The sequence below is a fragment of the Mesorhizobium sp. M1163 genome, assembly GCF_040318415.1.
Classification (GTDB): domain Bacteria; phylum Pseudomonadota; class Alphaproteobacteria; order Rhizobiales; family Rhizobiaceae; genus Mesorhizobium.
This window is the reverse complement of record NZ_JAMYMF010000003.1, coordinates 154,089-177,192: the sequence shown is the minus strand read 5'-3', so window position 1 is coordinate 177,192 and position 23,104 is coordinate 154,089. Positions and strand designations below refer to the sequence as shown.

Genomic DNA, 23,104 nt, shown 5'->3' with positions numbered 1-23,104 from the left:
GTCCCGGCGAAGCCAAGGGTGCGCCGTCCACGGTGCAGCGGACGCTGATCGACCGGCCGTCCTCGCGCCTTGGCCCGATCACGCCCGAAGAGCGCCGCAAGCTGATCACTGAGAGCCCGGTTGCGGGACAGTACGGCCAGACCGTCGATCGCGAATCGGCTTTCGAGATCCTGCAGAAAAAGGCCAGGGATGCCCAGGAGGCACAGGCGCAGCAACAGGACGCAGGCCGCTCGCGCTGGACTATTCCCGGCTTCGGCAATGACGATCCCCAGCCGACCGGCGGCCGCCGCGCGCCGCGCCCCTCCAACCGCCAGACGGTGGCGGAGGCTGCGACCAATCCGTGGTGCGTTCGGTTGGCTCGTCGGTCAGACGGGCGATCGTCCGGGGCATTCTGGGTAGCCTGTCTAGGGGCAGGTGAGGCAGGGCGCGAATATCAGCTTCGCGCCATGAACTGCCATGGCGATGCATATTAGTGAACGATCGAAATGGGCCGCTGGCGGACGGACGGCTTCTGGCCTTAGACAGGTGAGAGCGGACGGTCAGGTCACAAGGATCGGGCTACTTGAGTTCGAGATGAAGCCACCCACGTATCAAGCCTCTCCCATGTTTTAGCTTGATAAGGTAGATTGTTGCACCGGAAGGAGGCGATGCACCACTCATTTGGAAAATTCGAACTTGATGAAGCTGCTCGCAAGCTTTCGCTAAGCGGCGTTGGGCAGAAAATCCAGCCGCTTGTTTTTGACTTGCTGGTGTACCTGGTCCGCAACGCGGGCAGAGTCGTCCCCAAAGACGAACTGATGGACGCTCTTTGGCCCGATGTCATTGTGACTGAAGCTTCGCTTCAGCGCATAGTCAGCCTCACCCGCAAGGCGCTTGCAGCGGGGGGGTTGCAGGACGCGATACACAGCTACGTTCGCCACGGTTATCGCTTCGCCATCGATGAGCCGGGGCTGGGATATTTGCAGCCTGCCTCGTTTCAAGGGGCCGACGATCTTGCTGAGGCTCGCAGGCTGGCAGCGGCACGTGATTGGAGCGCGGCTGCAAAACTCTTCGCCAATCTTGCAGATATTGAAGCTCTCTCTCCGGCGGATATCGACCTTTGGGCTCTGGTCGTCGAATGTGGCGGGCGGCCGACCGAGGCGATCCCTGTGCTGGCCCGCGCGGTGGCGGCTCATGTTGAGGTCGCCGACTTCGCTCGCGCCGCCAGATCCGCTGTCACACTCGCAAAGATCCAGGCCGAGCGCGGATCAGATGCCGTCGCAGAGGGATGGCTGGAACGTGCTGCATCCCTTCTTTCCCAATCGAAAGACGATAGTACGCAATCATATCTGCTCTGGATGAGATCGCGCCTTGCATCGTCGGGCGGTCGCCCGGAGGAAGCGCTTCAACTGGCGTCAGCCGCTCACGCGATAGCTGAAAATTGCGAAGATCCTGGCCTCCGAGCGCTGACTCTGACGTACAAGGGATTTTTCAATCTAGCCCTCGGCAAGATCGATGAGGGCAGCGAGCAGCAAAACCATGCGGCGGCGATCGCGTTGTCGAGTCAAGTCGACCCCATCACCGGCAGCTTGGTTTACTGCAATATCCTCTGGAGTTGCAGGACTTTTGCCGACTGGCCGCGTGCTCGCCAGTGGAGCGAAGGCTTTGAAAGCTGGTGCACTGCAAGTTTTGCACAAACATCAGGAGCCTGTGACCTTCATCGTGCTGAAGTCGTCGCAGCGCAGCAGATATTGCCTGAGGCGCTCACCTGCATAAACGAGGCGCTTCCCAAACTTTCTGCGGAGGAATCCTGGTCGCTTGGCGAAGGCTTTCGCGTCCGTGGTGATATCTTCGCCATGATCGGCGATCTCGCAGCGGCGCGCGCCGACTACGATCAGGCCTATGCACTCGGCTGGGATGCGGAGCCGGGCAATGCCCTGCTGTTGTTCGAAACCGGCGATCTGGACGGTGCGCTAGCCGCACTTGATCGGGCTTTACAGGGGATGTCGTGGTTCCATCTTCAGCGACGCGGAAACCTGTTGGTGAACGCGGCCTGCATAGCGGCGCGCGGTGGGCGCTCAGCCCAGGCATCAATCTATCTCGCTGAAATAGATGCACAGCCAGAACGCTGGCGGCAGCCGGCCACGCAGGCATTGATAGCCGAAACCAAGGCTGCGCTTTGCGAACCAAGCGATCCGAACGGAAATCGGCTTCTGCTACTGGCCCGGCAACTCTGGACGAGCGCAGGCGTTGATTATCACGCGGCGAGGGTTCGGCTACAGCTAGCGAGGGCATTGCTGAACTCGGGCGACATTAGCGGGGCGAAGGTGGAGATCACTGCGGCCGAGAGATCGGCTCGTCACCTGGGATCGCAGCGATTGGAAGAGGAAGTTGCAATGCTTCGCCATAGCCTTTCGCAAGATAGCCAGTCGCCTGTCGACGGTTCTATGCAAGCGCTGACTGCTTGACCCTTGCCCTCCTGCTTGCTCGGATTATCTGCCGATCAGGTTTGTCAGCCGACGACGGGAAAGATCAGCCAGAGATCAGCTCTGGATAAGGACGATCAGTCCCCCCAAGACGTATTTGTTTCCCAGCCATGCAGACACCGCATGGCAATCAGCAGCGTCGGCGAAGGGTCGGCGCGAAAGTGAAAGGGAAAATCATGAACCTCTTTGTCATCCGTCGCCCGAGCGCGTGGGCATCTCTGCAGGAACTCGAAGCCGCCGGCGCGAAATCCGCAAAGGTCGCCAAGGAGCAGATGTCGGGCACGGTCAGTTGGATCCGCAGTTACGTTGTGCATGAACCCGATGGGCGCATCGGCACCTTCTGCATCTACGAGGCCAAAGATGGTGAGGCCATCCGGGATCACGCCAAGCGCGTTGGCATGCCTGGGGAGGAATTCTACGCGGTTGCCGACACAGTCATACTTCGGAACGATCCGATTTCGACAGCGGCCGCCTGACGACCTCCAGTCGCTGCCTCGCGTGGTCAACGTGAGGCAGCGTCATCCAACCAGTAAGCAATGAACAGAACGGCGCTTAGAGCGGCCTGCCCGCATTCCTTGGCGCTGCGATTCCTGACGAGTGGAGAAAACGATGTTTCACTACCTAAAGCGCGTTTCGATCGGGCTGAGGGCGCGCAGAGCCGAAAGGGCTTTGCACGAACTATCTGACCATATCCTGAAGGATATAGGCATTCGCCGCGATGCGATCTCCTACGCCGTTCGAGAGCACCTCAAAAACGATCGTTTCTGAGTGCTCGCCATCAAACGGAACTAGAGACATGGAAATTCTTATAAACATGGCCAACATCATGTATGTGGTCGCCTACTTCACCTTGGATATTTTGCGGTTGAGGATCCTCACCACAGCGGCCGCAATCTGCCTCGCCGTGTATTTCTACAGCCAGCCGACGCCGCTCATGAACGTCGTCGGCTGGAATGTCTTCTTTGTGCTACTGAATCTGGTCCAGATTGGCCGCATTTTGAAGTCTCGCTATAGCTGAAGCAACGCTCGTCGACATGCTGAATGTTGGGTCGAATGCAGCTGCAGCCTGCTCCAAGTTACTAGTGGCGTTTGGCACGAAATCACGAAAGCAGCGCGATCGTCGCCACCGCCGGCGCGCTGCTCGGTGCCGTTATTGGCATTGAGTTGCGGTGCGGACCTTGCTGAGCTGATATCTGCTTTCAGGCAAGTGTTAAGTGATACTCGGCGGCTGACATGAGGCGCAGATCTGCCGTTGGCACGCTGACCGCGGAGTCGCGTTCGGGTGGTAGATTGCCATAGCGCAAATCCGATGGCTCAGGCAGCTATCTAACCGGAAACCACCAGGAGCGAGGAAGATCCCGCCCGCGCTTTCGACCAGCTCAGAAGATCGAGTTTGTGATCGATTTTATCGGGCCGAGCAGGATCGATCCTTCCGGCACGCCGGCGTCGATCGGAATGGCTTTGCGGTTTGCGGTCGCCACCATCGGCTGGCCGATATCGGCCGTCACCACGACCGGGGTCTTGTTCGGCACACGGTCGTAGAGATCGATAATGTCCTGGTTCATCAGGCGAACACAGCCCGACGACACCGACTTGCCGATCGACCGCCATTCCGGCGAACCGTGCAAGCGGTAGAGCGTGTCCTGGTTGCCCTGGAAGAGATAGAGCGCCCGCGCGCCAAGCGGGTTCTTGAGCCCGCCGGGCATGCCGCCATTATCGGCGCTGTACGGCTTCAACTCCGGCTGCCGGGAGATCATTTCATCCGGCGGCGTCCATTTCGGCCATTTCTGCTTCCATTGGACCACGGCATCGCCCGACCATTCGAAGCCGGCGCGGCCGAGGCCGACGCCGTAGCGGATAGCCTGGCCGCCCGGGCGCACCAAGTAGAGGAAGTGATTGGTGGTGTCGACGACGATGGTGCCCGGCTGCTGCCCGGTCGGATCGTCCACGATCTGGCGCAGGAACTGCGGGTCGATTTTGTCGACCGGTATCGCCGGCAGCTCGAAGCCGCCATCAGACATCGGCCCATACATCGTCATATAGTCGCCGAGCGCCGGCTCGACATAGGTCGGCGGCGGTGGCTCGACCGGCTGTTGCGACAGCGTGGTGCAACTGGAGACCGCGACCGAGGCGGCGCCAAGGGCTGCGGCGTTGAGGAAACCGCGACGGCTAAGGCGCAGAGAGGACGATGGAGGTGTGAACATGATTGCCTTTTTTAAGTCTCAAATCGCAACAAAGCATGAATGCGTCCGGTTGTGCGCAGGTGCTCGAGCAATGCTCGGCGCGATAGGCGGTTCCAATTCTGGCCGCAGGGTGGACAAACAAAGGCAAAGCTGTGACCGGATCGCCACTGTTGCGCCGACGCAACATTTCCGGTGTCAAACCGCGGCAACCAGACCTTCAAGGGACGGCAGGATCAGGGCCGGTGGGAAATCCCGGTATTCCTCTGGGTGATTGGCGCGGTTGATCCACACCGTCCGGAAGCCGAATTTGGTGGCGCCGGCAACGTCCCAGCGGTTGGAGGACTGGAAAGAGACAGCGCCTGGATAGAGGCGCCAGCCCGTGGTGACTATGTCGTAGACCGACGGGTCGGTCTTGAAGCGCCTGACGCTGTCGACGGAAAAGACGTCGTCCAGGACCTGGTCGAGCGCGGCGGACTTGACGGCCGCCTCCAGCATTTCAGGCGAACCGTTGGACAGGATCGCCAGCCTTGCCCCCGATGCCTTGAGCGCCTTGAGCACGGCCGGCACCTCCGGATAGCAGTCCAGCCGCCAATAGGCCTCGAGCAACTTCGCCTTCAGCCCGGCATCGGCGGACGGAACCTTGCGCAGGGCGAAATCGAGTGCCTGCTCGGTGAGCTGCCAGAAATCGGCATAGGCCCCCATCAGCGTCCGCACCCAGGAATATTCCAGCTGCTTTGCGCGCCAGATATCGGACAGCAACTGGCCGTCCGGCCCGATCTGGTCGGCGTGACGGCGCACGGCCGCATGCACGTCGAACAGCGTGCCATAGGCGTCGAAAACGTAAGCTGCATGGTGCATGCGACAGTTTTGAGGCTGCGCAAGGCAAGGCGCAAGCGCTGATTGCAGTCCGCCAGCCCGCTGGCCTCAACAAATCTCAGCCAAACCGGTTGACGGCGGCCGCCAAAGCATCTTCCAATGCGCCGCAACAAGCATCGAACGGAACCTGGCAATGACACTGGCGACTGCGGCGCAATCCGCGACATGGACCTTCGTCGACGGCGACTGGTATGAGGGCAACGTCGCCATCCTCGGGCCGCGCAGCCATGCCATGTGGCTCGGCACCAGCGTGTTCGACGGCGCCCGTTGGTTCGAGGGCGTCGCTCCCGACCTCGATCGCCATGCAGCAAGGGTGAACGCCTCGGCGATCGCGCTCGGCCTGAAACCGACGATGAGCACCGACAAGATCGTCGGCCTGACCTGGGACGGGCTGAAGAAGTTCGACGGCAACACAGCGGTCTACATCAGGCCGATGTATTGGGCCGAGCATGGCGGCTATATGGGCGTGCCGGCCGACCCGGCCTCGACGCGTTTCTGCCTTTGCCTCTATGAATCGCCGATGATCTCGCCAGCGGGTTTTTCGGTGACGGTGTCGCCGTTCCGCCGCCCGACAATCGAAACCATGCCGACTAACGCCAAGGCCGGCTGCCTTTATCCCAACAACGGCCGGGCCATCCTCGAAGCCAAGATGCGCGGCTTCGACAATGCGCTCGTGCTCGACATGCTGGGCAATGTCGCCGAGACCGGGACCTCGAATATTTTCCTGGTCAAGGACGGCCATGTCCTGACGCCGGCGCCGAACGGCACCTTCCTGTCCGGCATCACTCGCGCGCGCACCATGGCCCTGCTTGGCGAGTACGGTTTCACGACGACGGAAAAGACGCTGTCGATCCGCGATTTCCTGGAGGCGGACGAAATCTTCTCGACCGGAAACCACTCGAAAGTCGTGCCGGTCACCCGTATCGAGGATCGCAATCTGCAGCCCGGGCCGGTGGCCAAGAAGGCGCGCGAACTCTATTGGGAATGGGCGCATTCGACTTCGCCCGGCTGACCCGCTAAAATGCGGCCCGGCGCTTCGTTTCCGGAGTTGTTCCAGACCAATCCAGTCCTATGTTAGTCCGGTATCGACACCGGATTTTTCCACGAGGGAGTACGACCGATGGCTTTTGAATTGCCCGCCTTGCCCTATGATTACGAGGCTTTGCAGCCTTACATGTCCAAGGAAACGCTGGAATATCATCACGACAAGCACCACAAGGCCTACGTCGACAACGGCAACAAGCTGGCCGCCGAGGCGGGCCTGGGCGATTTGTCGGTCGAAGAGGCCGTCAAACAGTCCTTCGGCAAGAATGCGGGGCTCTTCAACAATGCCGCCCAGCACTACAATCATATCCATTTCTGGAAATGGATGAAGAAGGGCGGCGGCGGCAACAAGCTGCCGGGCGCCTTGCAAAAAGCGGTCGACAGCGATCTTGGCGGCTACGACAAGTTCAAGGCCGACTTCATCGCCGCCGGCACCACCCAGTTCGGTTCGGGCTGGGCCTGGGTCTCGGTCAAGGACGGCAAGCTGGCGATCTCGAAGACGCCGAATGGCGAGAACCCGCTCGTCCATGGCGCGACGCCGATCCTTGGCGTCGATGTCTGGGAACATTCCTACTACATCGATTATCGCAACGCCCGGCCGAAATATCTCGAAGCCTTCGTCGACAGTCTCATCAACTGGGACTATGTGCTCGAACTCTACGAAAAGGCCTGATCCGTTCCAGAAAGCCCCGGCAGAACCGGGGCTTTTCTTTTTCAGCATCAGAACGACAGTTGCGAAAATTTCACGCAAGCGTGAGGCGAAGCGTCGGAATTTTTAAGCCATCCTTCCCGTTTGTCATCGGGGTGGGACCGCATCCTGAATTGCCTTCAACATGGAGCCAAGTGAATGAGAAAGCTTATCCTCGCCATCTCGATGCTCGCCTTCGCCGGTTCGGCGGCATTTGCCGACCCGGTTGCTGACCGGCAGGCCCTGATGAAGGAACGTGGCAAGATCGCCGCCGGCTTGTCGAAAGTGGTCAAGGGCGAGACGCCCTACGACGCAGCTTCGGTGCTGACGGCGTTGCAGGCACTGCAGGCCAATGCCGAGAAATTCCATGCCGGCGTCGACGCGCTGTTCCCGGCGGGCAGCGACACCGGCGACACCACGGCGTCTCCCAAGATCTGGCAGGACATGGCCGGCTTCAAGACGGCTGAAGGCAAGTACCTCGCCGACGTCAAGGCGGCGGTCGCCGCGGCACCTGCGGATGCCGACGCGTTGAAGGCACAGTTCGACACCATCGGCGGCGGCTGCGGCAACTGTCATCAAAGCTACAGGGTGAAAAAAGGCTGATAGCGGGCAATGCCCTTGCTGAAGAAACTCGTCGGCGCCGCCCTCGTTCTGGGCGGCGTCGCCGCGATTGCCGGCTGGTTCCTGTCGGCTCCGGTCAGGCTCGGTGCCGCCACGCTGGCGCAGCTTGGCCCCGGTGACGCTGACAGGGGCAAGCGCATCTTCTACGCCGGCGGCTGCACATCCTGTCATGCCAAGCCTGGCTCGCAAGGCGACGCTCGCCTTCAGCTGGTCGGCGGCCTCGAGCTCAAGACGCCATTCGGCACCTTCGTGCCGCCGAATATCTCGCAGGATACCAAGGACGGCATCGGCGCCTGGTCGGTCGAAGACTTTGCCAACGCCATGCTGAAGGGCGTGTCGCCGTCGGGCGAGCATCTTTATCCAGCATTTCCCTATATTTCATACGCGCGCATGAAGCCGGCCGACATTGCCGATCTCTATGCGTTCCTGAAGACCTTGCCCGCGGTCGCCGGCAAGGCACCCGCCAATTCGCTGGGGTTTCCCTTCAACGTCCGACGCGGCCTTGGTCTGTGGAAATTGCTCTATCTGAGCGACAAGCCGGTCGTTTCCTTTCCCGAAGGCACGCCGCAGCCGGTGCAGGCCGGCCGCTATTTGGTCGAAGGCCCCGGCCATTGCGGCGAATGCCACACGCCGCGGGACCTTACCGGCGGTACCAGGAAGAGCCAGTGGCTGGCAGGCGCCGCGGCCGCGGAAGGCAGCGGCATCGTGCCGAACATCACGTCGGGCGAGGGCGGCATCGCCGACTGGTCGGAAGCCGACATCGCCAACTATCTCGAAACCGGCTTCACGCCGGACTTCGATACGGTCGGCGGCGCGATGGTCGACGTGCAACGGAACATGGCCGTGCTGACCCCGGAGGACCGCGCGGCGATCGCCGCCTATCTGAAAGCCGTGCCGCCGCATCCCAACGGCTATCCGGCGCGCAAGAAGCCGGCGAGCTGACGGGCCGTTGGGTCAGCGGTCGCCGAGGAAGTCGAAGCCGGTTTCGAAGAAGTGATTGTAGTCGCAGGTCATTTCCTCGCCGGGCGCAATGTCGCGCAAGGCATAGGTCTCCTCCGGCTGCGAGACGTCGCAATTCGGGCTGTCGGCATGGTTCATGTAGCGCGCATCGTCGGCTTCGAAGACGATGTAATTCGGGTCGCGCCGGTCCGGATAGGCGTAGCGGTCGAGATAGGTTTTGACCGGCCCGGTTTCCCGCTCGTAGGTCTCCACCTCGATGCGCCGGTCGTATTTCGGGTCGAGCTTCCAGACCAGCGTGCCGCGGGCAATGTGGTTTTTGGCAAAGACGCCGATGCCCTGGATGGGCGATTTGTCGAGATAGACATCGACGAGCAACATGGCAGATCCCTGGGTGATTGTGTGTTGGCGCGGCTGTGAAAAGCCGCGCACTGGGTAGCGCGCGGCCTTTGCAATTGCGAGCGGAAAATCAGCTGTGCCTTCCCATTATCCGAAGCCTCATACGGCGTCGCCTGTCGAGGTCCTAGCGCTGTTGCAGCGCCAGCCGGATGCCCAAGGCGCAATAGATGCCGCCGACAGCCTTGCCTTGCCATCTCAGCACCGTCGGGTTTCGGCGCAGGAATGCACCGAGGCCGCCCGCACCCACGGCGAAAACCAGCGTGCTGATGAGGCCCAACAGAACAAAGATCACGCCCAATGTCGCCAGTTGAAGCATCACCGATCCGTTTTCAGGCCGCACGAACTGCGGCAGAAATGCAAGGAAGAAAAGCGCGGTCTTGGGGTTGAGAACCTCGGTCAAAACAGCCTGCCGAAATGCTTTGGCAGCGGGGATCGCAAGTGCGCCGGCGGCCGGATAGGCAGGCGTTTTCTCGATGATCGCGCGAATGCCGAGATAAATGAGGTAGGCTGCGCCGATGTATTTCACGATGCTGAAAAGCGCCGCCGACGTGGCAATGATCGCCGAAATGCCGACGATCGCCATGAAGGTGTGAACCACGTCGCCGGCCGCGATCCCCGCGCCGGTCGCGATGCCAACCCTGGTTCCGGAACTGGTAGCCCGCGCCACGGTCAGAAGGGTGGCCGGACCGGGGATGAAGACAAAGCCAAGCACAACCGCGACATACGCAATCAATGTGGTGAGATCGATCATTGGTGGGCGTCTCCGCAACTCTCACCGCGAATGAAAGCCACGTCTTGGAACGGAAGGCAATGACCGCTCTCCCCCGACTTCACGCGGCTGGTTCGGCTTTGCCTGTCACCTTGAGCGCGAAGGCGTAGGTGAAGGCGATTTCCTCCAGCCTGGAAAACCGGCCGGAGGCGCCGGCATGGCCTGAATCCATGTTGATCTTGAACAGAACCGGATTCCCACCTGTCTTGCGGTCGCGCAACCGCGCCACCCATTTGGCCGGCTCCCAATAGGTGACACGCGGGTCGGTCAGGCCGGCCAGCGCCAGGATCGGCGGATAGTCGAGTGCGGCGATATTGTCGTAGGGCGAGTAGGCAGCGATGGTCCGGTAATCCTCCGCCGAGGCGATCGGGTTGCCCCATTCCGGCCATTCCGGCGGCGTCAGCGGCAAGCTGGCGTCGAGCATGGTGGTGAGCACGTCGACGAAGGGAACCTCGGCGACGATGCCGCCGAAGCATTGCGGCGCCATGTTGGCGACCGCGCCCATCAGCATGCCGCCGGCCGAACCGCCTTGCGCAACGATGCGGTCATGCTGCGTATAGCGTTCGGCGACGAGGTGGTGGGCGGCAGCGACAAAATCGGTGAACGTATTCATCTTGTTCGCCCGCTTGCCGTCGTCGTACCAGCCATAACCCTTGTCCTTGCCGCCGCGGACATGGGCAATCGCGTAGACAAAGCCGCGGTCGACCAGCGAAAACAAATTGGTGTTGAACGCGGACGGCACGGCTATGCCGTAAGAGCCGTAGCCGTAAAGCAGGCAAGGCGCCGACCCGTCGAGCGGCGTGTCGCGGTGATGGAGGAGCGAGATCGGCACCAGTTCGCCGTCGGCGGCAGGCGCCATCAGCCGGCGCGTGACATAGTGCTCCGGGTCATGGCCGGACGGCACTTCCTGGGTCTTGAGCAGCACGCGCTCGCGGGTGCGCATGTTGTAATCGAAGACCTGCGCCGGGGTCGTCATCGACGAATAGGAAAAGCGCATGATTTCGGTGTCGTATTCGTAGGAGCCGGACAGGCCGAGCGAGAAGGCTTCCTCGTCGAAGGAGATCAGGTGCTCTTCGCCGCTCTTGCGATCGCGCACGACGATGCGTGGCAGGCCTTCCTTGCGCTCCAGCCGGACCATGTGGTCCTTGAAGCCGATTACCGAAAGGATCAGCCGGCCCGCTTCGTGCGGCACCAGTTCCTGCCAGTTGGCGCGCACCGGATCATGGGCCGGCGCCGTCATGATCTTGAAGTCCTTGGCGCCGTCGGCATTTGTGAGGATGAAGAAGATGTCGCCGCCTTCCTCAAGGTCGTACTGCAAGCCGGTCTGGCGTGCCGCAACCAGCTTCGGCTCTGCGGATGGTTCGTTGGCGTTCATGATGCGATATTCCGAGGTCTCATGGTCGTTGATGCCGATCATGATCCACTCGTTGGAGCGTGTGCCGCCGACATCCATGAAGAAGCCCGGATCGGTTTCCTCGTAGATCAGCCGGTCGTTTTCAGGACTATCGCCAAGCGCATGGAACAGCACTTTGGAAGGACGGTGGTTGGGGTCGAGGCGGGTGTAGAAAAAACCGTCATTGCCGGCATCCCACACACCGCCGCCGCCGGTGTCCGGGACCCTGTCCGCCAGATCGTTGCCGCCGGCGAGATCGCGGACGCGCAGCGTGTAGAATTCGGAACCCTTGTCGTCGAAGGCCCAGAGCAGTTTGCGGTGGTCGTCCGAATGATCGACGCCGCCCAGGCGGAAATAGGGCTTGCCCTCGGCCTCGGCATCGCCGTCGAGCAAGATCTGCTTGTCGCCGCCGTCGCGCGAGGTACGGAAATAACGCGGCTGCTGGCCGCCAAGCTTGAAGGAGGAGCCGTAGGCGTAGGGCCCGTCCTTCATCGGCACGGAAGAATCGTCTTCCTTGATACGTCCCTTCATTTCCGCGAAAAGCTGCTTCTGCAGCTGGACCGTATCGGCCATCAGCGCGGCCTGGTAAGCATTCTCGGCTTCGAGGTGGGCGCGGATCTGGCCGTCGAGCAGGGACGGATCCCTGAACATCTCTTGCCAATTCACGGCCCTCAGCCAGGCATAGTCGTCCGTCCGCGTCATGCCGTGATGCGTGTCGAAGATCGGCCGCTTCTCCGGCTGCGGTGGGGTGGCGGTCGGAAACACTGAGGTTCTGGTCATTGCGTCTCGCTGTGGAAGTTACTTGAATGGCGAATGAACACGCCGATCAGCGCGGGTTCAAGGGCTACGATCTATTGTCGTGGGGGCTCGAGAGCACGGGCTGGAGGAGAGGACAATGAATATTTTTTCTCGGACTGCCGCGGCCCTCGCCGTCGCTGCGATGACCCTGGCCAATGGCGGTCAATCTCATGCAACTGCCTTCGCGGCTTGGCAAGTGGCCAATGTGCCGTTCGGCGACACACTCAATGTGCGCAAATATCCTTCAGGAACTTCGCAGAAGCAGGCCGCCTATCCCAACGGGACGGTTCTGCAGATGACCGGCAATGCACCGGCCGGATAAACCTGCTCGACATGACCATGCAGACCTACTGGCAGCAGAAACAGAAGATCCGCCATCGCTGGTGCGAAGTCTGGCACGATCCGGCACAGAACGGCCAGTTCGTCACGGGCTGGGTCTACGGAAAATACATCACCCCGTTTCAGTGACGCAGCACGCCGTTCCGGCCGACGGCTCACGAGCAACAGTAACGCTTCGCAACCTATGATTTTACTGAATCCGCCGATCGGCCAGGCTGTAATGCTGCCGGCAGGATCAAGCATTGAGCTCTATTTACCTGCCACCGTCTGTGTAATGGCTCGTTGCCGCGGCGTCAGTCGATGCTGGTCTGACCAGAAAAAACGGCAAAGTTACACTCTGCACGAAAGAGTGAAGCTGAATATGAAAGATTTGACTTGTATCGCTGAATAGAGCGCAAGAAGCGAATTGACTTACTTGACGCTCAGGCCCATTAAGATGCCGCGACGCGAATCGCGGAGGCTTTTTCCTGCACAAGTTCGCGCGATGCCCAACTATCGAAACGGGCGCAAACAGAAACAATTCTCGTTGGGGCCTGAACGCCATGGATATTACCGAAACACCTTCCAGAAACAGTGACGCGCTGATCGAGCTCACCGCCGATGTGGTGGCCGCCTATGTCAGCAACAATCCCGTGCCGGTCGGCGAATTGCCGAACCTCATCGCCGATGTCCATGCCGCTCTCGGGCGCGTCGGCGGGGCCGCCGAGCAGCCGCCTGCCGACAAGCAGAAGCCGGCGGTAAATCCGAAGCGTTCGGTGCATGACGACTACATCATCTGTCTCGAAGACGGTAAGAAGTTCAAGTCGCTCAAGCGTCACTTGATGACCCACTATGATCTGACGCCCGACCAGTATCGCGAAAAGTGGAACCTGGACCCGAGCTATCCGATGGTTGCGCCCAATTATGCGGCCGCCCGTTCGCAGCTCGCCAAGAAGATGGGTCTCGGTCGCAAGCGCAAGGGACGCTGACAAGCGGCTCTTCCGGTTTGACACTCAAGCGGCGCCTTCGGGCGCCGTTTTGTATTGTGGGGAGACCAAGCTCGGGCCGCCAGTTCTTCATACTGCTGGTAATTGCCGTCCGGTCAGGCGGTCTGCTTCAGTGCTGCCTCGGCGTCACGCTTGATACGCTTGACCATCGAGCGAAGACCATTGGCGCGCTGCGGCGACAGGTGCTCGTCAAGTCCGAGTGCCTTTAGCGTTGCCTCTGCGTCGGTCCTCTGGATTTCGCTGGCGGGCCGTCCCGAAAACAGCGCCAGCATGATGGCAACCAGGCCGCGCACGATATGGGCGTCGGAATCGCCCTTGAAGGTGATAACGGGATTGGCACCCTCGCCTTGCTCGGTGGTCAGCCAGACCTGGCTGACGCAGCCGGGCACCTTGTTGGCTTGTATGCGTTGCTCGTCGGGAAATGGCGGCAGCGCTTCACCCAGTTCAATCACATAGCGATAGCGGTCTTCCCACTCGTCGAGCAGGGAAAAGTCGTCGCGGATGGTCTGGATCGTCGTGGTCATTTCCCCGGATATAGTCATCCGGCGCGGCCGCGTCACGGAAAAAGAGGAGAAACGCCGCAGGCGCCGAGAGCGGGGCGCCCTGCGGTTTAGCGATGGATTCGGCCGAAACAGTCTCAGTTCTTTGCCGGCAAGTGCACTTTCGCCGGCAAATCGACTTTCGCCGGCAAGACGATTTCCTCGGGCACGCTGCCGGTGGTCACCGTATCGGGTTCAGCGGCCTTGTCGTCCAGCATGGCGGCCGCGATCTTGGCGGTCTCCTTTGCGCGGGCGGTGATGGTGTGCATTGCCGATTTGCCGGTCTCGCACACGTCCGGCTTGCGCTCGCAGATGCCGGCGATGTCGCCGACGGCTTCGCGCGCGGCAAACAGCGCCTGGAGCGGTCCGACGCTTTCACGGCCCGCATCATCGGAGCCGACACCCAGCGGCAGCGCCAGAAGCACCAGCGAAAACCAGAAAGCAGCTCTTATCAGAAAGCCCATCTGTCTGTCCTTTATGACGGTCATGCATCCGAACCGCACGACCCCTGTACGGCGATATTGGCACGGACGCGCAAAGGACGGCTTGTCCCGAAAGCAACAGTTTTCCTCAAATTTTAGGCAGATTCGAAACGAAGCGTTTTGAAATTCATTTGCCTCGAACGACTTAGATTTTATTCAGCAAAGGGTAACCATCCAACCTGTTGTTTTTCCTGCTCATTTTTTGAACCGGCGACAGTTTGGCGGCCTCGGCCGCAGATCCAGGCGCGGGCGGTCCGGATAACGCTCCGTTTACTATGGCGGCAATTGCCCCGGTTTTTCGCCGCCGGTATCCCGATATTTGCAGCCGGCCAGGGGACGATCGGCCCAGCCTTATCCATTCCTTAAACGCTGGATGCGAGTTTCGGATCGACAAAAGCCACCTGCAAAGCAGGGCCGTTCACGACCGGGTGCGTTGAGTTGAGTGCGATCAAGGCCAGATACGCCGAGTTGCCGGGCGCGATAGCCGCCGGTTGCGAACGGATGGTTCATCCGTCCGTCCTCGTCCAGGACGACCGCCGCCGCCACAGCCGGTTCATTGGCGTCATGCTGGCGGCTCCGTTCTTCAGCGCAGGTGCAGCGGTGACGCTGGTCACGTCGGGCATGGGCGCGGCCGTGACTGTGGCTGCGATCTTTGCCGCGTTCGGCCTTTGCTGGTTCGCCGCCCTGCTGGTGGCTGCATCGGGTAAGATCACCCTGGCCGGCCAACTAGCCTTGGTCGTGAGCAGTGTTGCCCTGGGTGCCCTTGTCGCTGCCGCCGGCGGTGTGGCCTCGCCGGTTGCCGTGCTTGCGGTGGCGCTGCCGTTTGAAGCCTGGTGGATCGGCCAGTCGCGCCGTGCCGTGATCTGGGGCGCCATATCGGCCCTTGTCGCAGTCTTGCTGCAGCCTTTCGCCGGTTCCGTCTTGCCGCTCGGCCAGACCGAAATCGCCGCATGGCACTGGCTGGTACCACTGGCCTGGGCGCTCACGCTCTTTCCGCGTGTCGCTCCACTTCGTGGCGCCGCCAACGCACAGCTCGATCCTGCCGGCAGCGACCGGCTCGAAGACCTGATCGACGCTGTCGTGCTGCGAATAGCGGCGCATGGCGAGGTTCTGGACGCCTCGACCAAGGCGCGCACGATGCTGAGGCTGCCGCCGGAGTTGCTTTTCGGCGCCGGGCTTTTCGATCGCATCCATCTGTCCGACCGCGTCCCGTATCTCAGCGCGCTGGCCGATATGCGCGATGGCGCCCTGTCGCGCCGGCTCGACCTTCGCGTCCGGCTGCCGCAGAACAGCGGCGTGACGGCCGACAATTACCGGCCGTTCTCGCTCGAGATGATGCGCGCGCCGGGGCAGGAGACTGTCTTCACGCTCGTTCTGCGCGAGAATGATGAACTGGCCGGACTGCGCCAGGAGCTTGCCGCCGCCAATGAAGCGGCTGCCTCGGCCGAGGTGGCGAAAGGACGCTTCCTTGCCGTCGTCAGCCACGAGCTGCGCACCCCGCTCAATGCCATCATCGGTTTTTCGGACATGCTGCTGCACGAGATGTTCGGCACCTTCAAGGATCCGCGCCAGAAGGAATATGTCGGCTTGGTACGGGATTCGGGCCAGCACCTGCTTGCCGTCGTCACCTCGATACTCGACGTATCGCGGATCGAATCGGGCGCCTATGCGACCGAACCGGAACCGTTCCGCTTCCGCGAAGCGGTCGAGATGTGCCAGTCGATGATGCGCCTGCAAGCCGAGGCAAAAGCCATTGATCTGCAGGCCCAGATCGCGCCGGACGCAGGCGAAATAAATGCCGACCGTCGCGCCGTGCAGCAGATCCTGATCAATCTCGTCTCCAACGCGATCAAGTTCACGCCCGAAGGCGGCAACGTCGCCATCGGCGCCAAGCGGATCGGCTCGCGGCTGCATTTCTGGGTCCGGGACACCGGCATTGGCATCGCCGAGGAAGATTTTGCCAATCTCGGCAAGCCGTTCATGCAGATACAGAACGACTATACCCGCCGGTTCGAAGGCACCGGGCTCGGGCTTTCGCTGGTGAAGGGGCTGGTGGCGCTGCACGACGGCACCATGTCGATCGAAAGCATGCCGGGCGAGGGCACCACGGTAACGATCAGCCTTCCCGTGAACGGCCCGACGGGCCACTCGGCGGACAAGACCGGCGTGGTGCCGATGTCCGCGGCCAAAGCCAGAGCGGACGGTGGCAAAGGGGAGAGCAATGGGTCGCTCCGCAAAACAGCCTAAGGCGGTCAAACGCCGCGGCAATGCCTTCGAGCACGGAGCGATGGCTCTGGGCAGCCTGATCTCGCGCAACCCAGTTGTGGTCGGCGGCTCCACCGCATTCCTGGTGACGCTGTTCTACGTCTCGGCGAACGCTCTTTGGTACCAGCCCTTTCCGCACGCCGGCGCGTTTTTCGTCACCAGGAGCATCGAGCGCTTTCCCCGGGCGGACAGCGACGAGCCCGAAACCACCATCAACATCGTGCGTCCGGCGGCTGCGCCGATCAAGAGCGACCCGGTCGTCGAGCAGGTCCAGGGCATATTGAAGGATCTCGATTTCTATTCCGGCACCGTCGACGGCATTCCCGGACCGAATACGCGCAAGGCCATCCAGGCCTATCAGCAGAAGGTCGGATTGAATGCCTCCGGCGAGATCGACAGCATTCTGCTGGATCAACTGGGTGCCACGCCGACGACCGCGGCCGTGGTGCCGCATCCCGTGCCGCGGCCGGTCGAAACGGCCGCTGTTCCAGCCGCCATTCCAGCGTCCGCACCGGCAAATGCGGCGGCACCTGATCCCCGCATCGTCAAGATCCAGGCCGGACTGAAAGCTTTCGGCAATGACGACATGCAATTGGACGGCGTCGTCGGCGCACGCACCAAGGCCGCGATCAAGGAATTCCAGGCGCTTTTCGGCCTGCCCGAGACCGGCGAGCCCGACGAGATCGTCTACGTCAAGATGCGCGAGATCGGCCTGACCAACTGAGGGTCGTGACGGCCGCACGCCGGTCGCTCGGCAAAGACCGGTTACAGTCTTCCGGCCAATGCTGTAAGGACCGCCGCATGGCCAGGAATTCTCCATGCGGGTAACCACCGATCTGTGGGTATCGGCGTTGTTGCGTCGGGTTTTCAGCGCCGGCGGCTTTGCCGCCGTGGCCAAGCGCGGCGCCACGGAAGCCGGCGCGGTTTTCGTGCTGGCGCGTGGCAGGCTGGGGGAGATGGCGCTATTCGGGCCGGCGCCGCAGACGAGCTACGATTCGGCCAGGCCGGACGACCGTTTTTTCACCCGTCTCGGCGAAGGCGGCGATGCTGCCATCTTCGACGCGCGGCTGGAGCGCGAGAAGAAATTCGATCCTGATATCTGGGTGGTCGAGGTCGAGGCGGGCGCCATTCCCGTCGAGGAGCTTATCTCGGTCAAGTCGCCGTAACGGCAAGCCTTCAGACGCGACGCGCCTTTGGGATAGCGGCAACATCGGCGCTGTTCGGCTTGCGCAGGTCGGCGTTTGCGGCGACGCGCCCAGGCCTGCGAACGATTTTCGACACGGTGTCGGCCTTCCAGCCGCGGAGCCTGTCCAACGCCGCGTCGCGGTGTAGCAGGCGGTAGCGGTCGAGGAAGATGCGGATCGCCTGCGGGTGGGGGAACTCGGTCGGATAGATGGCGGCCGTGATCAGGAACGCCTTGTCTTCGCTAAGGTCGAGCGCGCGCAAGGCGGCCAGCAGCGGTGTGTAATTGTGGCTCGCGGTGAGCGTCCGCGCCGTTGAAAAATCGACTTCGAGCGCATCGGCGAGCGCTGTCTGGAAGAATGCCGCATTGCCGGTCAGCGCGGTCTCGCGCAGCTTGACATAGGTTTGCGGCTCGACGAACGGACCGATAGCGGTGCCGCTCTCGGCGCGCATCATGGATCGCAACCGGCGGCGTACTGTTTCGGCGGCATCGGAAGCCTCTTGCCTGTTGGCATCGCCCGCAACCACTTCGGCGTTTTCGGACGCGGCATTGGCAGTCGCTTCGGGCTGCTGCAACCGCACCAGCGTCGGCCTTTCGAGCACTTTGATGAGATCCGCGATCGTTTGATTGAGATCCTTGCGGCGGGCAATGGCACGGGCATGCGGCAGGCCGTGACGCCCGATCAGCGCGATGAGGTCGACGTCACTGAGGGCACGCGAGCGGATGAGCAGCGGGGCGGCGATGTCGACCCGCTCCTGACAAAGCCGCCGCACCAGTGCGGCGGGTGCATATTCGCATTCGGAAAGGGCTGCCGCGACGTAGCGGCGCGATTCGACCGAGACATTGTCGAAAAGCGGCAGCGTCAGGTCTTCGAGCTGCGCGATCTCGCGGCGCGAAGGTCGGGTGAGCGAACAGAACGCCGACACGGCGGCGCGGAACAGCCTTTCGGCCTTTCCCGATTCAGCTCCTGCTGCGATTTGCCTGAAATCCGAAGCTGACACGAAGGATACGCCCGACACTCGACACGATCTGGACTGCGCTCTGCCGGGCTGTACCGGTTTCGCGTTTCCCAAGAACAAAGATCAATTTAGCGGCGATCCGTTAGCGCTCCGTTAACCTACTGCCTCCTTAATCGACTATGGAGGCGTTGCGTTGTGCTCCGGGGCAACCGAGAGGAATACGCGAACCATGGGCATGGTACTGTCTTTCGTGCCGCGAACGGCGGCAACCAATCGAGCACAGCAAACCGCGGGAACGCCGGCGGCGGTGATCATCTTTCCCGGGGTCCGCTACGAGCAGCGGCCGCTGACCGGCGAGACGCGGCCGGTCGGCCCCGATAAGCCGGGACCTTCGGGGACATTGCCGGTACCGCATCACTGAGCATCGGAAGTGGGTTAAAAATCCTGCAGTTCGCAGGAACTCTGTTCGAGAAACCGCGAGACGATCGGCTTCCAGCTGTCGTCGGGCACGAACGAGCGGATGACGAACATGCCTTCCGCTATCGGCGCTTCGACGAAGATCGCCCCTTGCAGTTCCGCGGGAAGATTCTTGCGGACCTCGATCATCTGCGCCGGCGTCAGCACCACGGTGTCGAGCACGCCTGCGGTCGCGCTGCGGTCGTTGAACGAGTAGATGTTGTGGCCGCCGCGGTCATAGACCGATATCGACCAGAACGGCACCTTTCCCGGCGCCTTGACCCGCACCATCCCCTCGGCAAGGTCGAAGCGGCAAGCCGCCGCATAAAACAGCGGATCGACCGATTTCACCACCGGCGCGCCGCCGGCTTCCGCGTCGAGCCTGGTCATCTTGTAGAGATCCGAAGCCATGGCCAATCGCGACCAGGCGTCGCGTTCGGAAAACTCGGGGACGAGCAGCAGCACGATGATGTGCACGATGCCACCGCCAAGCAGGCCGAGCAGCACGGCATGCAGCAGGCTACGCATTGCAGCCGACCTTCTGGATCTGCGGCAGCGTGACGTCCGAGAGGCCGGTGCTGCTGGCGATCGGCGTGTCATAGAACGTGAGCACGAAGTACATCCCGCCGGCGCCGCTGGTCAGCAGCCAGTTGTCGGGCGCCGGGCGGCTGCCGACGGAAATGATCACCGAATTGTCGGCCTCGCGCAGCACTTGATAGGACTGCAGCGCAGCCAGCCTCGGCTTGCCGGTCTCGATCACGCCAAGCGACCGATCTGCGGCATAGAGGGTCCAGAACCGGGCGGTGGGAAAGCCGCCCGCAATCTTGTAGGCACATTGCCGCTTGAGTTGCTCGCCGCCGGAATCGCGCTCGGCGATGAAGGACAGTCCTTCCGCCTGTCCGAGCGCCAGCACGCCTTCGCGCGCCACGCGGGCCTTCGAATAAGGATCCGCCGTCGGCGTGCCGATATCGGGGAAGGCGGTCCATTGGCCGATCCTGATGGCGCCGACGCCGTCCTGCAGCTTCAGTGCATACCAGACGCTGCCGCCACCGCCGACGACGGCGATGGCAAGCGAAAGCAGTGTCAGGAAGGCATTCTTGAGCATGAGGAGCCGGGGAACCGAAGGCCGGGGACTGAAAGACTGTCGCTCGGGATATCGCGGTGCGGGGGCTTGTGGCAAGCGGCCCTGTGGAATTGACCGCTCAGAGCGCCGAGAGGGTCTCCGGTGCAGCGGGCGCGTCGAGCACGGGTGCCGCCTGGAACAGCTTGGTGAGTTCCTTCAGGGTCTGGGTGGTCCGGCTGGACAGCACCGGCGGACGCTCGGCGGCGGCATCGGCTGCTGCCTGTTCGGCGCTCTTCTTTTCCGCTTCCTCGGCCTTGGCAGCGATTTCGGCATCGACGAAGGGGTGATCGAGGCCGGGGATCGGTCTGAGGTCGATATTCTGGTGCGCATAGAGCATCAGGCGCTGCCACACCATGGCCGGCAGCGTGCCGCCGGTCATCTTGTTGGTCGCGGTGAAGTCGTCATTGCCGAGCCAGACGGCGGCCGTGTAGTTGCCGGTAAAGCCGACAAACCAGGCATCACGATAGGACTGGGTCGTGCCGGTCTTGCCGGCGATAACGATGTTTGGAAGGGCCGCGCGCCGGGCCGTGCCGATCACCGGAACCGCTGCCAGCATGATGTTCATGTATTTGAGCGCCTGCTCCGACAGCACCCGGTGCGGCGGCGCCGCATCCTTGGCGAAGTCGTAGACAACCTCGCCGGTGCGGGTGAAGAGTTGGCTGACGCCATGCCGGGTTCCGGCAAAGCCGTTCTGGGCGAACACGCTGTAGCCCGTCGCCTGGTCCATCACGGTCATGCCCGATGTGCCGAGCACCATGGTCTTGTGTGATTCCAGCGGTGACTCGACGCCCATCGCCTCGGCCATCGCCTTGATCGGCTTGATACCGAGATAATCCTTGGCAAGCCGCACGGGCACGGTGTTGATCGATTTGGCCATCGCTGTGATCAGCGTGACGTTGCCGGCCGACCCGCCATTGTAATTGTGGGGCGACCAGCTGCCCCAGGAGATCGGTCCGCCGGAAACCACCGAATCCGGCGTGAAGCCATGCTCCATCGCCGTTGCATAGACATAAGGTTTGAAAGAGGAGCCGGTCTGGCGAAGTGCCTTGGTGGCGCGGTTGAACTGGCTGGCGCCGTAGTCGCGGCCGCCGACGATCGCCCTGACCGCGCCATTGGTCTCGATGACGACGATCGCGCCCTCGGTGACGTTGTATTCCTTGCCGAACTGGCGGAGGTGGAATTCCATAGATTCTTCGGCCGCCTTTTGGATGTTGGCGTCGAAGGTGGTGTGGGCGACGAGCGAGTGCTGGCCGCTTTTGGCGGCGATTTTCTTGACCTCTTCGAAGGCCCAATCGAGATAGTAGTCGGGGCTTTTCTGCTCGCCGCGATCAACGATTTCGGCCGGGTGTAATCTTGCCTGCAGCACCTGGCCCTCGGTCATGAAGCCGGAATCGACCAGGTTGGACAGCACGACATTGGCGCGCGCCCGGGCGGCGGGCAGGTTTATGTGCGGCGCATATTTGGTCGGTGCCTTGAACAGGCCGGCCAGCATCGCCGCCTCGGCAAGGTTCAGGTCCTTGACGCTCTTGCCGAAATAGAAATCTGCCGCCGCCTCGATGCCGAAGGTGCCGCCGCCCATATAGGCGCGGTCGAGGTAAAGCTGCAGGATTTCCTTCTTCGACAGATTGGCTTCGAGCCATAGCGACAGGAAGGCTTCCTTGATCTTGCGCTCGAATGTCCGCTCATTGGTCAGGAACAGGTTCTTGGCCAGCTGCTGGGTGATGCTCGAGCCGCCCTGGACGACAGAATTCGCCCGTACGTTCTCGAATATCGCCCGCGACAGGCCGAGCACGTCGATGCCGTAATGGTCGAAGAAGCGCCGGTCCTCGGTGGCCAGCACCGCCTTGATGACATGGTCGGGCATCTCGTCGACCGGCACCGAATCGCGCTGGATAATGCCGCGCTGGCCGATCTCGTTGCCGTAGCGGTCGAGGAAGGTGACGGCGAAGTCGCCCTGCGTGCGCCAGTCGCCGGCGGTTATCTGAAAGGCCGGCAAGGCCAGCGCCAAAAGCACGACGATGCCGCCGGCACCGAGCGTAAACCCTTCACTCAACAGTTCGATCATGCCGCGGCGCCAGCCGCCGACGCGGAAACGCCGCGAGAAGATGGTCGCCGCTTCCCAGAACTGACGCGCCCTGAAGCCGATTTCGTAGACCGAGGAATCGATCCACGCATCCACCGCCAGCAGCCTTGCCGCGATCGGACCTCTTCTCTTGCGTGGTTCCAAAGGACTGGCCATTCCAGGATCCGGCTGCGGCGATGCCGCCAACTGAGAAACCGCATGCCGGCAATTTCAGGGCGGCGCGCCTTGCAAGACTATTCGTCCATTTTGGTGCTGCCGACAAGGGCGATGAAGGTAAGGGCGATGAAGATATAGCGGGCGGTTCGTCGAGGGGAAGACGGCTCCCGCGAGGCGTCAGCGCAGGATGTTGGCTGCCCTGCGCGAGTAGGTGGTGCCGTCGAGTTGGGCGAGCATGAAGGTCGGCACGCGCCAGCGTCGGCAGCAGCGACGCCGACCGGATGCCGTTTGCCGTGCGGAATTCGCCCGTTGCCGCTCCATTGCTCAACCTGGGCGGCTC

General features: G+C 62.0%; 26 protein-coding genes and 1 pseudogene. 16 read left to right on the top strand and 11 right to left on the bottom strand.

The window, feature by feature from the left end:
• Positions 1 to 8: 8 nt before the first annotated feature.
• From NKH43_RS04485 to NKH43_RS04465, 5 genes and pseudogenes are all read left to right on the top strand, one after another.
• Positions 9 to 418, top strand: a pseudogene (locus NKH43_RS04485) (helicase HerA-like domain-containing protein); the annotation flags it as partial.
• Between the two features lie 229 nt (positions 419 to 647).
• The gene (locus tag NKH43_RS04480; RefSeq protein WP_352856785.1) at positions 648 to 2,447 is read left to right on the top strand and encodes a winged helix-turn-helix domain-containing protein; all 1,800 of its coding nucleotides are present in this window, start codon (positions 648 to 650) and stop codon (positions 2,445 to 2,447) included.
• Between the two features lie 179 nt (positions 2,448 to 2,626).
• Positions 2,627 to 2,941, top strand: a complete 315-nt coding sequence (locus NKH43_RS04475; protein WP_352856784.1) for a DUF4242 domain-containing protein — start codon at positions 2,627 to 2,629, stop codon at positions 2,939 to 2,941.
• Between the two features lie 133 nt (positions 2,942 to 3,074).
• The gene (locus NKH43_RS04470) at positions 3,075 to 3,233 is read left to right on the top strand and encodes a YjiS-like domain-containing protein (RefSeq protein WP_352856783.1); all 159 of its coding nucleotides are present in this window, start codon (positions 3,075 to 3,077) and stop codon (positions 3,231 to 3,233) included.
• 46 nt (positions 3,234 to 3,279) lie between these two features.
• Positions 3,280 to 3,483, top strand: a complete 204-nt coding sequence (locus tag NKH43_RS04465) for a hypothetical protein (protein WP_210003910.1) — start codon at positions 3,280 to 3,282, stop codon at positions 3,481 to 3,483.
• Between the two features lie 361 nt (positions 3,484 to 3,844).
• On the opposite strand, the gene NKH43_RS04460 is transcribed toward NKH43_RS04465, so the two are convergent.
• Entirely contained in the window at positions 3,845 to 4,669 is an 825-nt protein-coding gene (locus tag NKH43_RS04460; protein ID WP_352856192.1) for a L,D-transpeptidase, read from the bottom strand.
• Between the two features lie 174 nt (positions 4,670 to 4,843).
• A complete protein-coding gene (locus NKH43_RS04455) occupies positions 4,844 to 5,506 on the bottom strand; it encodes a haloacid dehalogenase type II (protein ID WP_352856780.1) in 663 nt (220 codons plus the stop codon).
• A gap of 151 nt (positions 5,507 to 5,657) precedes the next feature.
• Between NKH43_RS04455 and NKH43_RS04450 the strand changes: the two genes are divergently transcribed.
• From NKH43_RS04450 to NKH43_RS04435, 4 genes are all read left to right on the top strand, one after another.
• Positions 5,658 to 6,536, top strand: a complete 879-nt coding sequence (locus NKH43_RS04450) for a branched-chain amino acid aminotransferase (RefSeq protein ID WP_023718414.1) — start codon at positions 5,658 to 5,660, stop codon at positions 6,534 to 6,536.
• A 108-nt stretch (positions 6,537 to 6,644) separates the two neighbouring features.
• Positions 6,645 to 7,241, top strand: coding sequence for a superoxide dismutase (locus NKH43_RS04445; RefSeq protein ID WP_023718413.1), 597 nt, complete (start codon positions 6,645 to 6,647; stop codon positions 7,239 to 7,241).
• Positions 7,242 to 7,415: 174 nt separating this feature from the next.
• A complete protein-coding gene (locus NKH43_RS04440) occupies positions 7,416 to 7,859 on the top strand; it encodes a c-type cytochrome (RefSeq protein ID WP_352856778.1) in 444 nt (147 codons plus the stop codon).
• A 9-nt stretch (positions 7,860 to 7,868) separates the two neighbouring features.
• On the top strand, positions 7,869 to 8,819 hold the full coding sequence (locus NKH43_RS04435) for a cytochrome c (RefSeq protein WP_352856776.1): 951 nt from the start codon (positions 7,869 to 7,871) through the stop codon (positions 8,817 to 8,819).
• A 12-nt stretch (positions 8,820 to 8,831) separates the two neighbouring features.
• On the opposite strand, the gene NKH43_RS04430 is transcribed toward NKH43_RS04435, so the two are convergent.
• From NKH43_RS04430 to NKH43_RS04420, 3 genes are all read right to left on the bottom strand, one after another.
• Positions 8,832 to 9,215, bottom strand: a complete 384-nt coding sequence (locus tag NKH43_RS04430) for an SET domain-containing protein (RefSeq protein ID WP_023718410.1) — start codon at positions 9,213 to 9,215, stop codon at positions 8,832 to 8,834.
• 142 nt (positions 9,216 to 9,357) lie between these two features.
• The gene (locus NKH43_RS04425) at positions 9,358 to 9,984 is read right to left on the bottom strand and encodes a LysE family translocator (RefSeq protein WP_352848204.1); all 627 of its coding nucleotides are present in this window, start codon (positions 9,982 to 9,984) and stop codon (positions 9,358 to 9,360) included.
• Between the two features lie 79 nt (positions 9,985 to 10,063).
• Positions 10,064 to 12,175: a S9 family peptidase gene (locus NKH43_RS04420; protein ID WP_352856774.1), complete on the bottom strand. Its 2,112-nt coding sequence runs from the start codon at positions 12,173 to 12,175 to the stop codon at positions 10,064 to 10,066.
• Between the two features lie 115 nt (positions 12,176 to 12,290).
• Between NKH43_RS04420 and NKH43_RS04415 the strand changes: the two genes are divergently transcribed.
• The 3 genes from NKH43_RS04415 (at position 12,291) to NKH43_RS04405 (ending at position 13,500) form a co-directional block, all read left to right on the top strand.
• Positions 12,291 to 12,515, top strand: coding sequence for a hypothetical protein (locus tag NKH43_RS04415; RefSeq protein ID WP_352856772.1), 225 nt, complete (start codon positions 12,291 to 12,293; stop codon positions 12,513 to 12,515).
• Between the two features lie 11 nt (positions 12,516 to 12,526).
• Positions 12,527 to 12,661, top strand: coding sequence for a hypothetical protein (locus NKH43_RS04410; RefSeq protein WP_352856771.1), 135 nt, complete (start codon positions 12,527 to 12,529; stop codon positions 12,659 to 12,661).
• A 413-nt stretch (positions 12,662 to 13,074) separates the two neighbouring features.
• Positions 13,075 to 13,500, top strand: a complete 426-nt coding sequence (locus NKH43_RS04405; RefSeq protein ID WP_023677844.1) for a Ros/MucR family transcriptional regulator — start codon at positions 13,075 to 13,077, stop codon at positions 13,498 to 13,500.
• 113 nt (positions 13,501 to 13,613) lie between these two features.
• Here the strand turns inward: NKH43_RS04405 and NKH43_RS04400 are convergent, their stop codons facing one another.
• Both NKH43_RS04400 and NKH43_RS04395 read right to left on the bottom strand, forming a co-directional pair.
• Positions 13,614 to 14,042 carry a SufE family protein gene (locus NKH43_RS04400; RefSeq protein ID WP_023718407.1) on the bottom strand — a complete coding sequence of 143 codons (429 nt, stop codon included), beginning with the start codon at positions 14,040 to 14,042 and terminating at the stop codon, positions 13,614 to 13,616.
• Between the two features lie 113 nt (positions 14,043 to 14,155).
• Positions 14,156 to 14,521 carry a DUF5330 domain-containing protein gene (locus NKH43_RS04395; RefSeq protein ID WP_352856858.1) on the bottom strand — a complete coding sequence of 122 codons (366 nt, stop codon included), beginning with the start codon at positions 14,519 to 14,521 and terminating at the stop codon, positions 14,156 to 14,158.
• A gap of 519 nt (positions 14,522 to 15,040) precedes the next feature.
• On the opposite strand from NKH43_RS04395, the gene NKH43_RS04390 reads away from it, so the two are divergent.
• The 3 genes from NKH43_RS04390 to NKH43_RS04380 all read left to right on the top strand — a co-directional run bounded on the left by NKH43_RS04390 (position 15,041) and on the right by NKH43_RS04380 (position 17,970).
• Positions 15,041 to 16,786, top strand: a complete 1,746-nt coding sequence (locus NKH43_RS04390; protein ID WP_352856856.1) for an ATP-binding protein — start codon at positions 15,041 to 15,043, stop codon at positions 16,784 to 16,786.
• Positions 16,761 to 17,528 (top strand): peptidoglycan-binding domain-containing protein, encoded by a 768-nt coding sequence (locus tag NKH43_RS04385; RefSeq protein ID WP_023718404.1) that lies wholly within the window; start codon positions 16,761 to 16,763, stop codon positions 17,526 to 17,528. The genes NKH43_RS04390 and NKH43_RS04385 overlap by 26 nt, the downstream gene beginning before the upstream one ends.
• Positions 17,529 to 17,622: 94 nt before the next feature.
• The gene (locus tag NKH43_RS04380) at positions 17,623 to 17,970 is read left to right on the top strand and encodes a DUF1491 family protein (protein ID WP_352856770.1); all 348 of its coding nucleotides are present in this window, start codon (positions 17,623 to 17,625) and stop codon (positions 17,968 to 17,970) included.
• 10 nt (positions 17,971 to 17,980) lie between these two features.
• Here NKH43_RS04380 and NKH43_RS04375 read toward each other — a convergent pair whose 3' ends face one another.
• The gene (locus tag NKH43_RS04375; protein ID WP_352856768.1) at positions 17,981 to 18,988 is read right to left on the bottom strand and encodes a DUF2336 domain-containing protein; all 1,008 of its coding nucleotides are present in this window, start codon (positions 18,986 to 18,988) and stop codon (positions 17,981 to 17,983) included.
• A 187-nt stretch (positions 18,989 to 19,175) separates the two neighbouring features.
• On the opposite strand from NKH43_RS04375, the gene NKH43_RS04370 reads away from it, so the two are divergent.
• The gene (locus NKH43_RS04370) at positions 19,176 to 19,367 is read left to right on the top strand and encodes a hypothetical protein (protein ID WP_031193791.1); all 192 of its coding nucleotides are present in this window, start codon (positions 19,176 to 19,178) and stop codon (positions 19,365 to 19,367) included.
• Positions 19,368 to 19,381: 14 nt separating this feature from the next.
• Here the strand turns inward: NKH43_RS04370 and NKH43_RS04365 are convergent, their stop codons facing one another.
• The 3 genes from NKH43_RS04365 to NKH43_RS04355 form a co-directional block, all read right to left on the bottom strand.
• Positions 19,382 to 19,930 (bottom strand): DUF1254 domain-containing protein, encoded by a 549-nt coding sequence (locus NKH43_RS04365; RefSeq protein WP_023718401.1) that lies wholly within the window; start codon positions 19,928 to 19,930, stop codon positions 19,382 to 19,384.
• The gene (locus NKH43_RS04360; RefSeq protein WP_023718400.1) at positions 19,923 to 20,507 is read right to left on the bottom strand and encodes a DUF1214 domain-containing protein; all 585 of its coding nucleotides are present in this window, start codon (positions 20,505 to 20,507) and stop codon (positions 19,923 to 19,925) included. Before NKH43_RS04360 ends, NKH43_RS04365 begins: the two co-directional genes overlap by 8 nt.
• A gap of 97 nt (positions 20,508 to 20,604) precedes the next feature.
• Positions 20,605 to 22,764 (bottom strand): transglycosylase domain-containing protein, encoded by a 2,160-nt coding sequence (locus NKH43_RS04355; RefSeq protein WP_352856766.1) that lies wholly within the window; start codon positions 22,762 to 22,764, stop codon positions 20,605 to 20,607.
• Positions 22,765 to 23,104 lie beyond the last annotated feature (340 nt).